Origin of the sequence: Proteus sp. G2675 (genome assembly GCF_963886535.1) — a bacterium.
Classification (GTDB): domain Bacteria; phylum Pseudomonadota; class Gammaproteobacteria; order Enterobacterales; family Enterobacteriaceae; genus Proteus; species Proteus mirabilis.
On record NZ_CAWPCB010000014.1, the window covers coordinates 54419 to 67572 of the forward strand.

At 39.8% G+C, this 13154-nt stretch carries 12 protein-coding genes; 6 read left to right on the top strand and 6 right to left on the bottom strand.

Annotated elements, in window-relative coordinates; translation table 11 throughout:
• The first annotated feature begins 49 nt into the window (after positions 1–49).
• Entirely contained in the window at positions 50–1099 is a 1050-nt protein-coding gene (locus tag AACQ49_RS03770; protein WP_036919708.1) for a hypothetical protein, read from the top strand.
• Positions 1100–1142: 43 nt separating this feature from the next.
• Here AACQ49_RS03770 and degS read toward each other — a convergent pair whose 3' ends face one another.
• The 3 genes from degS to zapG form a co-directional block, all read right to left on the bottom strand.
• Positions 1143–2213, bottom strand: coding sequence for an outer membrane-stress sensor serine endopeptidase DegS (gene degS / locus AACQ49_RS03775; protein ID WP_004245290.1), 1071 nt, complete (start codon positions 2211–2213; stop codon positions 1143–1145).
• A gap of 191 nt (positions 2214–2404) precedes the next feature.
• Positions 2405–3796 (bottom strand): serine endoprotease DegQ, encoded by a 1392-nt coding sequence (degQ, locus tag AACQ49_RS03780; protein ID WP_004248924.1) that lies wholly within the window; start codon positions 3794–3796, stop codon positions 2405–2407.
• A 233-nt stretch (positions 3797–4029) separates the two neighbouring features.
• On the bottom strand, positions 4030–4434 hold the full coding sequence (gene zapG / locus AACQ49_RS03785) for a Z-ring associated protein ZapG (protein WP_004245287.1): 405 nt from the start codon (positions 4432–4434) through the stop codon (positions 4030–4032).
• A gap of 202 nt (positions 4435–4636) precedes the next feature.
• Here zapG and zapE point away from each other — a divergent pair, with 202 nt between their 5' ends.
• The 5 genes from zapE (at position 4637) to sspB (ending at position 8834) form a co-directional block, all read left to right on the top strand.
• Complete coding sequence (gene zapE, locus AACQ49_RS03790; protein ID WP_036971297.1) at positions 4637–5755, top strand: cell division protein ZapE; 1119 nt, start codon at positions 4637–4639, stop codon at positions 5753–5755.
• 449 nt (positions 5756–6204) lie between these two features.
• A complete protein-coding gene (gene rplM, locus AACQ49_RS03795; RefSeq protein WP_004245285.1) occupies positions 6205–6633 on the top strand; it encodes a 50S ribosomal protein L13 in 429 nt (142 codons plus the stop codon).
• Positions 6634–6648: 15 nt separating this feature from the next.
• Positions 6649–7041 (top strand): 30S ribosomal protein S9, encoded by a 393-nt coding sequence (gene rpsI / locus AACQ49_RS03800; RefSeq protein WP_004245284.1) that lies wholly within the window; start codon positions 6649–6651, stop codon positions 7039–7041.
• 635 nt (positions 7042–7676) lie between these two features.
• Positions 7677–8318 (top strand): stringent starvation protein SspA, encoded by a 642-nt coding sequence (sspA, locus tag AACQ49_RS03805; RefSeq protein ID WP_004245282.1) that lies wholly within the window; start codon positions 7677–7679, stop codon positions 8316–8318.
• Between the two features lie 6 nt (positions 8319–8324).
• A complete protein-coding gene (gene sspB, locus AACQ49_RS03810) occupies positions 8325–8834 on the top strand; it encodes a ClpXP protease specificity-enhancing factor (protein ID WP_004245280.1) in 510 nt (169 codons plus the stop codon).
• Positions 8835–8912: 78 nt separating this feature from the next.
• Here sspB and AACQ49_RS03815 read toward each other — a convergent pair whose 3' ends face one another.
• The 3 genes from AACQ49_RS03815 to dcuC all read right to left on the bottom strand — a co-directional run bounded on the left by AACQ49_RS03815 (position 8913) and on the right by dcuC (position 12643).
• The gene (locus AACQ49_RS03815) at positions 8913–9938 is read right to left on the bottom strand and encodes a MerR family transcriptional regulator (RefSeq protein ID WP_049216740.1); all 1026 of its coding nucleotides are present in this window, start codon (positions 9936–9938) and stop codon (positions 8913–8915) included.
• Between the two features lie 150 nt (positions 9939–10088).
• Positions 10089–11354: an amidohydrolase gene (locus AACQ49_RS03820; protein WP_004248927.1), complete on the bottom strand. Its 1266-nt coding sequence runs from the start codon at positions 11352–11354 to the stop codon at positions 10089–10091.
• A gap of 14 nt (positions 11355–11368) precedes the next feature.
• Positions 11369–12643: a C4-dicarboxylate transporter DcuC gene (dcuC, locus tag AACQ49_RS03825; RefSeq protein WP_004245277.1), complete on the bottom strand. Its 1275-nt coding sequence runs from the start codon at positions 12641–12643 to the stop codon at positions 11369–11371.
• Positions 12644–13154: the final 511 nt, after the last annotated feature.

Consider the following 13154-nt stretch of genomic DNA (forward strand, 5'->3'; position numbering starts at 1 on the left):
TTAGGTCATTCTTTATTAACCGCTTACCAATAAAAAAGGAAAAAACGCTATGCAGGTCACAAGGAAACAAGAGCGTGTTATTCGTCAAGCACTTGATCATTGGCAACAATCTGGTGAGCTATCAGCACAACAGCATCAACAACTAGAAAGTACATTACAACGCCTTCCCTTTGATTGGAAAAGATTGAGTCGCTATGCTTTTTGGATAGCTATTGCCTGCTTAATTATTGCTGCCGTTAACCTTTTTAGTGATACTGCGTTAATTCATTATCTTATCGAATTATTTAGTATTTCTGAGATTATGCGTGTGGTATTTCCTGCACTTATTGCTGGTATGTTTTATTTTTGGGGATTTAAACGCCAACGCAAAGAAATACTATGGCATTACAGTACTGAGTTTATTCTCTTTTTAGGGATATTATTTACGGCGGTTTTTCTTTGGCAACTCGGTGAGTTGTTAGATGATGGTAGTGGTAATATTGCGCCACTTCTTTTAATGGGTTGCATTATTTATGCTGTGATTGGCTTTATCAGTCGCTCTTCATTAGTGTGGTTATTTTTCTTATTAATGTTGGGCAATTGGTTTGGTGCTAAAACGGGTTATATGTCCGGTTGGGGCGCTTATTGGCTAGGCATGAATTATCCTATTCGTTTTGTGTTATTTGGCTCTGTATTATTAGCTGGATGCTATTTTTTGCAAAATATTTTAATGCGCCGTCGCTTATTTTTTATGACAAAGATAATGGGACTGTCTTATCTCTTTATTGCGTTGTGGATCATGTCTATTTTTGGTAATTACGATCCGGATACGTGGTATTACATTTCAAGTGTGCAGTTATTACCTTGGGCTTTATTATTTGCTGTTGTTGCTGTCATTTGTATTTATATCAGTTTAAAAACCGATGATGGCATGTTGAGAGGCTTTGGACTAACATTCCTTGGTATCAATCTTTATACCCGCTTTTTTGAATATTTCTGGAATAGCTTACATAGTGCAATTTTCTTTTTTATCTTGGCTATTTCACTGATTTTTATTGGACGTAAAGCAGAAAAAATTTGGCATGCCATTGAAAATAGCCGCATGGTAAATAAGCAATAATGTCGTGAATAACAAGGTAACTCGCGAAAGTTAGCTATTATGGCTATGACTCTGGCTGATATTCTGAAATTGTGACATCAACATTTATTTCATTACCATCACGTAATAAGGTTACCGGTAAAACGGTACCAGGACGTGTTTCTGCAATATAGTCCATCATCTCCATAGCTGATTTAGCCGGAGCATGGTCGATACTTAAAATGATATCGCCAATTTTCATTCCCGCTTTATCAGCAGGACTATTGGGCGTAATGCGGAAGATACGTAATCCTTGGATCTGTTTAATATCGGTATTTGAAGAGCGAATTTTAGGTAGTTCTTTCGCGGTAATACCAATAAAACCACGAATAACTCGCCCATCACGGATAAGCTTATTCATAATTTTTACGGCTAATTGTGTTGGAATAGCAAAGCCAAGTCCTTCCGCACTGGGGCGATAGCCATTGTAGGTGCCTGAATCAAAGGTCATGGTATTAATACCCACTAACTCACCTTCAGTATTAATCAGTGCCCCCCCTGAATTTCCTTCATTAATTGACGCATCGGTTTGAAGGAAGTTTTGGTAACGTGTTGGGCTTAAGCCGACACGTCCTGTGGCACTAATAATACCTTGTGTGATCGTTTGCCCAATATTAAATGGGTTACCAATGGCTAAAACGACGTCACCCACATGAGAAATACGCTTACTATTGATGGGGATGGTAGGTAATTTTTCTGCATCAACTTTTAATACTGCAAGATCGGTTAAGGGATCTGAGCCAATCAATAACCCTTCATAGAGATCACCATTTTGCAAAGCCACAATAATTTGATCTGCATTATTAATAACGTGCTGATTGGTAAGAATATAGCCCCGCGGATCCATAATCACCCCCGCACCTAGCGAGGTAAGTTCGCGCCCTTCTTGAGAAAAGCTTCCCATTGTGCTGCTGTAGACATTAACTACCGCAGGTGCCGCACGGCGCACGGCTTTGTTATAGCTAAATGGGGCATTAAGAAAATCACCATTAATCAGGTGTTCAATAAAGATAGGGCGAATAGAAGGTACCGCAACCAAAAGAATGGCAGCTGTTAAAACACCAATCAAGGTAGATCGCAGTAGCTTGCTTAACATAAAAATCCTGTATTTATGTTTGAATAAGAGGATAGCGTCGTAAGTGTCATGAGAATAGCACAGTTTCGCTTTTGAAAGGATATGTCAGCGTAGAAAATCGTTTTTTAGTGATATGAAATCAAGAAAAAAACCCTATTACCGAAGTAATAGGGCTGAAAGGAACAAATAAATTAGATACTAGTAAGTGGGGTTTAACGCGAGCTGTTACGTAACAGAAGATAAATTTCTTCGTTGCCACGTTTAATGTTTAATGCAAGAACCGGTGGTTTAGCATCGATGGTTTTACGTAAGTCACCTAAGGAGCCAATTGGCATATTGTTGATACCAATAATAAGGTCGCCTTTTTGTAACCCCGATGCTGCTGCCGCTGAGCCTTTCTCCACAGAATCTACAGCAACCGCTTTAACTTGTTTGTTAACATAGTTACTGAGCGTTGCCCCTTGAAGTGCGGGAGAGAAGTTATCCGCTCGCGTTGCATCTGCTGATTGTTTCTCTAGTGTAACTTTGACATCCATTGGTTTTCCTTGGCGGATCAAACCAATCAGGATCTCTTTACCTGGTGGTGTTGTACCAACTTTTGCTCTTAATTCAGCAAAGCTATTAATGCGTTTACCATCAATAGAAATAAGGACATCACCTGGTTTGATACCGGCTTTAGCTGCGGAAGAGTCCGCCAATACTTCACTGACAAAAGCACCGCGTTGGGCATCAATTTTAAAGGATTTCGCTAAATCAGCATTCATTTCAGTACCGCGAATACCTAAAATACCGCGTTTCACTTCACCATGTGTAATCAGTTGTTGGCTGAGATCACGCGCCATATTACTTGGGATCGCGAAACCAATACCAATATTGCCACCACCTGGTGCTAAAATTGCGGTATTAATACCGATAAGTTCACCATTGAGATTAACTAAAGCACCACCAGAGTTACCACGGTTAATTGATGCATCAGTTTGAATAAAGTTTTCTAACCCTTCCAGATTTAAACCACTACGACCTAAGGCTGAAATAATACCGGAAGTCGCGGTTTGACCTAAACCAAATGGATTACCCACAGCAACCGCAAAGTCACCAACACGTAATTTATCCGAGTCAGTCATTTTAATGGCGGTTAAGTTATTGGGTTTCTCAATTTGTAGCAGGGCGATATCTGTTTGTGGATCGCTACCAATTAATTTGGCGTCAAATTCACGGCCATCATTAATTTGGAGTTGAATTTTATCGGCTCCATCAACAACGTGATTATTGGTTAATACATAACCTTTTTCAGCATCAATAATCACCCCTGAACCTAAGCCTTCAAAAGGGCGGATGCTTTGTTGTTGTGAAGGAAAATTTGGACCAAAGAAAAATTTAAACTCTTCTGGAACCTGCTGGCTTTGCACTCGAGTTCCAGAAACATGCACACTGACCACAGCGGGCAAGACTTTTTCTAGCATCGGAGCCAAGCTAGGTAGTTGTTCTCCAGATGGCATTACCGAAGGCAGGGCAGCCATACTGGTTGCCGGGAGAGTAGAGAGTGATAAACCAACACTCATCGCTAATGCGCTAAGTAGTAATTTTCTTTTTTTAGTCAACATGAATATGAGTCTCTTGATCTTGATATTGTTATCAAAAATATTTATTGCTCAATATGAGCTCGATGTTACTAAGACATATAGAAATAAAGGAAAGTTCATTGGTAAGCTATCAGTAGGGCTTTCTTTTACATGGATTTACAAGACAATAGCTATCTTTAAACCTTCCCATTGAATCATTAACTTTTTACAAAATAATATAAAATAAACGCCACAATAGTTGTGGCGTTTGTGTGTTAATCATCTTTTTTATCGGTAGGTCTAAATAATCCAGATGCCCCTTCGGAATAATCCCGTGGCGGCATTTTGATCGGGGATTGATCATTGGCTGCCTCTGATTCACTTAACCGATAATTAAATGGATTATCTTGAACAGGCATGTCTGGCATTAACTCATTGGAGCTTTTTGCCATGTGTTGATAAAGTTGGCGGTAGTCTTTCGCCATATTGTCCAGTAGTTCAGCACTTCGAGCAAAGTGGCTGACAAGCTCGTTGCGATATGTATCAAGTTCTTCTTTTTTAGTATCTAATTCTGCTTTTATAGCATCTTGTTGGCGCATGGTTTTATTACCATAACGCATTGCCAGTGCGCCGATAATAAGACCAACAACTAATCCAATCAGTGCATAAACCCAAACCATGGCAACTCCTTTTCATCTAATAGTGAGGACGATGGATTCTTATAACATCATAACCGCTAAAAGGCATGGGTGGAATAATATCCTTAAGCTTAATATGAAAATTCCTGTGTTACATCGATGTTAAAACAATTCTTACTGCTTATAATAGAGGCATTCGCAAGGTATTTACTTATGTCAAAATTTTAAGGATAAGAGAGCATCCATGACCGTTAGCACGCCATTATCACTTTATGAAACCGCGTTACAGCAGGGGGATTATCAACCTGATGAGGTTCAGCGACAAACCGTTCTCCATCTGCAACAGTTATACCATGCATTATTAAACCGGACATCACCAGAAAAAAGTTCTATTACTCAGCGGTTGTTAGGAAAGTTTCGTGCGAAAAAAAGCACAATTGTCCCTGAGCGTGGTGTTTATATGTGGGGAGGGGTTGGGCGAGGTAAAACCTGGTTGATGGATATGTTCTATCAAAGCTTACCCACAGAACGAAAACTGCGTCTGCACTTTCACCGCTTTATGTTACGGGTGCAAGATGAATTAAAAGGCTTACAAGGGCAAGAAAATCCACTGGATATCATTGCTGACGGCTTTAAAGCGCAAACCGATGTACTCTGTTTTGATGAGTTCTTTGTTTCAGATATTACTGATGCGATGATTTTAGGAACATTACTTGAAGCGTTATTTGCCAGAGGTATTACTTTAGTGGCGACATCTAATATTCCCCCTGATGATCTCTATCGCAATGGACTACAACGCGCACGTTTTTTACCTGCTATAGAACAAATAAAAAGCCATTGTGAAATTTTGAATGTTGATGCGGGGATTGATTATCGCTTAAGAACATTAACTCAAGCCCATCTATTTTTATCTCCATTAACAGAGTATAACCGCCAGCAGATGGATAAAATTTTTACTCAGCTTGCCAGCAGTAGTGAAGTTGTATTCGCGCCCACATTAACCATTAATCATCGTCCAATGGTAATGAGAAAAGTGGCTAATGGTGTACTGGCGGTTAACTTTGATACGTTATGTGTACAAGCGCGGAGTCAACTTGATTATATTGAATTATCAAAGCACTATCACACTGTGTTGCTTTATGAAATGGTGCAGATGGGGAGTAGAAATGAAGATGTTGCCCGTCGTTTCTTAGCATTGGTTGATGAGTTCTATGAGCGTAAGGTGAAACTAATTATTAATGCTGATGTTGAGATGAGCGAGATTTATCAAGGGCAATTTTTATGTTTTGAATACCAACGTTGTTTATCGCGTTTGCAAGAAATGCAAAGTGAAGAGTATCTTTCACAGCCTCATCTCGCTTAATTGTTAAAGAAACTCTGTTTTGATTATGGTAGGATGGCGCTCATTGTAACGCTTGATGCTATTGATTGTTATAAAAATGGCAAAACGGTACTTATTAAGTGATTACAATCGCTTTGGCAAGGGAGAATGCTTCTCTTCAGGTGGTAATAGTTGATGACAGAGATGGCGAGTAGGCTAACAAAAATAGCGCCATAAGGTATTTTTTGCTGAAATATTGAAAAAGAATCCAATTGTTTTTCAATTATGACTCGATTTTTTTTTCTGACTTCTCTATAATCTTGCGACCCCACGTTGCAGCAAGTTTTTTATTTCCCAAAAAACTCGCATTTTAGAGTCAGCAGTGCTACTCGAAGGGGTAGGTTTGCTGGACACAAGAGTCGTGTGAACCTCAATAGCATTTGAACCGAGTGTTCACCAACGTGTAACTAAACATTGGGTAATTTTCAATAATGAAAACTTTTACAGCTAAACCAGAAACCGTAAAACGCGACTGGTATGTTGTTGATGCAGACGGCAAAACTTTAGGTCGTTTAGCAACTGAAATCGCACGCCGTTTACGCGGTAAACATAAAGCGGAATACACTCCGCACGTTGATACTGGTGACTACATCATCGTTTTAAACGCTGAGAAAGTAGCGGTAACTGGTCATAAACGTACTGACAAAGTTTACTACCGTCATACTGGTCACGTAGGTGGTATCAAGCAAGCGACTTTCGAAGAGATGATCGCCCGTAGTCCTGAGCGTGTAATCGAAATCGCGGTAAAAGGCATGCTGCCAAAAGGGCCTCTGGGTCGTGCTATGTACCGTAAACTGAAAGTTTACGCAGGCGCTGAGCACAACCACGCGGCACAACAACCGCAAGTTCTGGACATTTAATCGGGATAATAGGCAATGGCTGATAATCAATACTACGGCACAGGTCGCCGCAAAAGTTCTTCCGCACGTGTCTTCATTAAGCCAGGTAGCGGTAATATCGTAATCAACAAACGTAGCCTTGAAGTTTACTTCGGCCGCGAAACAGCACGTATGGTTGTTCGTCAACCGCTGGAATTAGTTGATATGCTTGGTAAACTGGATTTATATATCACTGTTAAAGGTGGTGGTATCTCTGGTCAAGCAGGTGCGATTCGTCACGGTATCACTCGTGCACTGATGGAGTACGATGAGACTCTACGTTCTGATCTGCGTAAAGCTGGTTTCGTTACCCGTGATGCGCGTTCTGTTGAACGTAAAAAAGTGGGTCTGCGCAAAGCACGTCGTCGTCCACAGTTCTCAAAACGTTAATTTGTTATCTTTTAGATATCAATTTGATGTTGAAAAACCCGTCTTTACAGGCGGGTTTTTTTATTTTTAAAATTGTTTTGAAAATGTGGTGTTGTGGTCGAAAAAAGCATGGATTAAAAGCAGATCAAAAATACGTTTTTTTAGAGTTTAATCCTTAATATCTTTTTTTTATGATATTATAAACTTAGTTTTTGTGTATATTAGCAGAATGAATTGAATTATTCGCATTGTTCACCCTAAGTGACATGAAATCTGATAGAATAGCCTGCTTTAGTGTCTTTCTTTCGACGATTTCTTAATGCTGCATGCTGCCTATGGCCATTTTACTGTGGTTAATGTCCATAAAGAATTTGACAGTCATACCAAAACTATTATGACAAATTGATATTGTGATTGTTTTGGTATTGCTTGATTATGATATGTGCCGCAAAGACAAACGGTTTTTTGAACCTGTAAAATACAATTATCTTAGGATAAGACTATTATGCAGGTGGTACTCAATGTCGTACTCAATGAAGTTAAGTTATTTATAACTTTTTAAGTTAACGGCATGAGTGCGTTTGTCTTGTAGGAATGGGGGAATGGAAGATGCATAAGCATGTTTGTTCCTTTAATTGATTAACTTGGAGGTTTTCATGGCTGTCGCTGCCAACAAACGTTCGGTAATGACTTTGTTTTCCGGTCCGACTGATATTTTCAGCCATCAGGTCAGAATTGTCCTTGCGGAGAAAGGTGTCAGTGTTGAAATTGAACAGGTTGAAGCTGGTAATCTTCCACAAGATCTTATCGATCTTAACCCGTACCAGAGTGTGCCGACTTTGGTCGATCGTGAACTGACTTTATATGATTCACGTATTATTATGGAATATCTTGATGAACGCTTCCCTCATCCTCCTTTGATGCCAGTGTATCCTGTTGCTCGTGGTAGTAGCCGTTTAATGATGCATCGCATTGAACAAGATTGGTACTCTTTAATGAATGTTATTGAAAAGGGTAACGATCAACAAGCTAATGCAGCACGTAAACAACTCGCCGAAGAGCTATTGGCGGTATCTCCGGTATTTAAAGAATACCCTTATTTTATGAGTGAAGAGTTTAGCTTAGTGGATTGCTACCTAGCTCCTCTCTTATGGCGTTTACCTGTATTAGGCGTGGATTTAAGCGGTGCAGGTGCGAAAGATGTACAAATTTATATGCAACGTGTTTTTGAGCGGGATTCTTTCCTTGCGTCATTAACCGAAGCAGAGCGCGAAATGCGTTTACCTTCAAGAGGATAATAGAGCATGGAGATTAAGGATATGTCTCCGCGCCGTCCGCATTTATTGCGTGCGCATTATGATTGGATCCTTGAAAACGAGTTAACCCCCCACTTAGTGGTAGATGTTAATGTCGTGGGTGTTCAAGTCCCTATGGAATATGCGCACGATGGTCAAATCGTACTAAATATTTCTCCTTTTGCGGTAAGTCATCTTGAATTGATGCCGCATCAGGTACTATTTAGTGCAAGCTTTGGTGGTGTACCTCGTAAAGTGCGCGTACCTATGGCGGCTGTAATAGCAATATATGCGCGAGAAAATGGTGCGGGTATGATGTTTGAGCCAGAGCCAGCCTATGAGGAAGGTTATACACCATCATTGGTGGATGATGAGCAGCAAGACGGCAGTTCAGCTTCGGCCACTGAAGGACTGTCTTTAGTGAAAGATGAGACACAGGCTGAAAACCCATCTTCTCCAGATGATGATCCTGAGCCTCCTCGCCCAACAGGTCGCCCATCATTGCGTGTAGTGAAATAAATAACGTTTTTATTTTCATTGCATAAAGCCCAGTTAAATGCTGGGCTTTTTTATATCTATTTGATTTTTCAATTAACGCTATTTTTGCACTAGCAAACTAATAGCCGTAAATAAATATTGACCAATCTCAGGTGTCATCCATGTACCTTTAGCGATTTCATGATCAGTTTGATAAATGGTACGGATCTTGGCCTGAATATCACTATCACCCTGTGTAAATTGATTGAACATATTTAGCCACATCTTAGCGAGGTTTTGCACCTGCTCTGAATCTGCTTTTTCTCCGCAAGTGAGTGCATTATATAATCCAGAAATAAGCTCAGGCCAGACACTGCCAGCATCAAAATAGTGCTGATGTACTACGGCAAATTGTTCTGGAGTCAGATGAGGTTTAAAAACAGATAATTGATATTCGCTAAAGCCTTTAGCAACAAAATCTATCATCTGTTTAGTAATACCGGTAGCCGTCGCAAACTTATCATCAGAAATATGCATTTTATTTAAACGGACAAAAAAGTCGGGATTTCCCCCAGTATCTTGCTCTAAAGCTATCATCCACTCTCTTGAAACTTGCATGGCTTCATTTGAATCGGCTGATTTACCTTGTTTAATCAAATTATTGACAGTTGAAATACGCTGTTGCCATGCTTGGCTTTTTAATGTGTGCGCAGTATAGAGGGGTAACTGCGCTAACTCAGAATAAGTAAAATATTTATCGTACATAGACATCATCTCCAATAAAGAAAACCAGTCATGTTGCGTAAATGGAGTGCCTGTTTGTATTTGTTGTTGAACATGCTCTAGCTGATAACGCAATTTGGCAATTTGTTGCATTTGCGTGGTTAATTGGCTAATGCGCTCTTCAATTAAACAAGCTATCTCTGCACTATGACCATTAAGAATATGACCGATGTCTTTCAGTTTGACGCCAATTTGACGTAGCATTTGAATTTGCGTTAATCGCTCTATGCTTTTCATATCATAGAGTCGATAACCTGCATCGGTTCTTGCAGTCGGTTGCAATAAACCTATCTCTTCATAATGATGGAGAGTACGGATCGTTAATCCCGTCTTTTTAGCGATCTCTCCTACTTGAAATAGCATATCTTCACCTCCTGTATGTCATGCAGGTTAAAACCTCACGTAACGTAAGGGTCAATAGGTTAATTTAAATTTTTTTGTACGATAAAACAGCATAAAAAAACGCCCTATAGTGATATAGAGCGTTTTAATCAGTCAATTAAATAAAAGAGATTATTTCAGTAATTCTTCTAAACAACCCGTATAAAGATTTACCGCAGTCATCAGTTGTTGTTCATCAAAATCAAAGCCTGCTTGGTGATGTCCGGCAGTTCTATCGGCACCAACAATAAAGTAAAGAGATTTACCACCACAGCGTTGTACTCGTTTTGCTAACACCGTTGCATCTTCACTTCCGCCGAATGGACGGGTTGGGATCGCAGTGAGTTCTGGGTGTTTACCCACCACTTTGGCCATCACATCAATCAGTTCTTGGTCATTGGTTAAATCAACCGCTTCCCCCATCACTTCGCTTTCCATTTCTAATTGGAAGCTATGTGCGGCACCTTCTGCCATACGTACAGCATTGGCAGCCATAAAGCTATTGATCTCTTCATTCTCACCACGCACTTCGATTTGCATTTCGGCATTTGCAGGAGTGACGTTACGACCTTCACCAGCTTTTAATACCCCAATATTAATACGAGACATCCCCTTACCATGGCGAGAGATCCCCAGCATTTGTGTTGCGGCATGGCAAGCGCCTGCTAATGCGTTACGACCTAGCTCTGGCTCTGCCCCCGCATGAGAAGGAGTACCTTTAAAACGGAAATCATATTTAGTGGTACATAAAAAATGAGTTGGGTTAAGAACGATTTCACCACTATTGGCGATAAAGCCTAAGTGTGAGCCTAAGAAGTAATTTGCATCATCAGCAATGCCACTTTCCGCCATTGCTCTTGCACCACGAACGCCTTCTTCTGCGGGTTGGAATAAAATTTTTACTTTACCGCTCACTTTATCTTTATTGTCGACTAACCAGTGAGCAACCCCTAAACCAATAGTAATATGACCATCATGACCACAAGCATGCATTTCGCCTGGATGACAAGAGGCGAAATTTTCTACCTGTGGACGATGTTGAGTCTCTGTTGTTTCTGTTACCCCAACACAGTCAATATCAAAACGTAGTGCAACAGTAGGCCCTGGTTTGCCACTATCGAAAATAGCGACACAACCCGTAAGCTCTTGCATTTCATCAAGCAGTGCTTCGTCAACATGGTGTTTTCTTGCTACCGCCAATCCTTTTTCAACCACTTGACGACGGCGTCCAAAAGCAAAGTCTTGGTTAATAACTTCAGGGCCGACTTTAACTTCTAATCCTAAGCCACGTAGCACTTTGACGATTTTGGCAGTAGTTAAAAATTCAGACCAGCCAATTTCAGGGTATTGGTGAAATTCGCGACGCCATTTAATTAATTGTTCTAGTGAAACTGACATAATCATTTCTCCACTTATAACATGAATAACGCAACAGCGATGACGCCGATAATCATACCCGGTGCAGTACGTTTTGCGATTTCCATAGGGTTGATATTGGCAAGACCAGCACAAACAATGGCTGCCCCTGCTAATGGTGACATTGTACGACCTAATGCGCCTGATAATGCTGCTGCCATACCCATGTCAGGAATTTCATAACCAAATTGTGCAGCGTGTGGTGTGACGGTTTCGTTGAAAGCAAATGCTGCAGCATCACCAGAGCCAGTAATAATCCCCATTAAGAATGGCCCTAATGTACCACCCCAACGGGCAAATTCAGGTGAGTGAGTTAAGAAGTTGATAAAGGCATCAATCAGACCTGATGCTTTTAGACCGGCTGCAAATACGGCTGCTGCGATAATGATCCCCAGCACATCCCCATAAGCATTACCCATCCCTTTAAAGAACTCTTTAGTAATTTGAGCCGGATTGGTTAATGTGATGATCAGTGCATAAATGGCACCAATTAACATTGCTGCTGGCACAGATAGTTTAAAAGTACTAAATGTTTCGAAGAAAGGCAGTATTAATAGAATTAATGGGATAAAAGGCGCAGTTGCATATAAATAATTAGGGCGTACTGCTTCTGGTGTTGCTTGAGAAGATGAGTTGGCGACATCTGTGGCTACAGAAGAGACTTTAAACTCTTTTTTCACTAAAGCGACAACAGCGAGTGAAACTGCTGCTATTGCTCCTGCCATTAAACTATATGGGCTATGGCGAGCGATTAAATCGACGACTTCCATATTGGCCATATTCGCTACAAAAGCGTTATGTGACATACCAGGGCTTAACATGGAACCGATAGTACCACATAACACCGCACCACCTGCGATTGCGGGGTGAATACGTGCCGCGATTAATAACGGAATAAGCGTTGCACCAACGGCCGCTGCACATCCGGCTGCTGATGGGATCGCAATATTAATAAAATAAGTGACGATCACTGTTGCTGGAATAAGAAAGAAACCAAGACGAGTCAGGACTTTTGATAAAACATGGACTAAGTGCATATCGCACTTGGTGTATTTCATCACGTAGGCAAAACCCATACTTGAACAGATAGCTTGAATTAATGATGATGAAACCATGCGATCACTAAATGCAGTGAAAGCATCGAGCGGTGTCAGACTTAAAATACATAACAATAAGCCGGCACCGATCAATACCATACGGGTTTCATATTTTTTTATTAGCAAATAGACCGTTACGATAATAACGGCTACGGCTATAAGTTGCATCACCATGGTGATCCCCTAGTTAATTATGACAATGTGCTTAATGAATAAAATAACCCAATATCAATAAGTTATATTTTTCGGTAAAGTTATCAGGTAATTCCATTATGAAGTTGCTAGGCTGACAATATTTGATTGTTATCAAGTTTGCGCACTGAAATAAAATCTATTTTTTTAGACTGTGATGTTATTAACAATTGCAGTCAAATAATGATGGACAAAAATTAGCGTAAAAGTTAAATAAAAACAGATAAAGTAAAAATTAGGAAAATAAATTAAATTAACTATAGAGCATAGATGTTATTTTTATACAAAATAAAACAACTATTTTTTGTAGAAAGGTGTTGGAGGAAATTATTATTAAACAATAATGAGAATAATTATTAAAATAGTTGTTTTTAGGAGGGGGGATTAATATTTATAATAGTTAAAAATAAATTACCCCATTTTAATAAAACAGGGTAATTTATAAATAAAATTGTATTGTTACTATTTTAGTATTAAAGATAAGTAATATTGA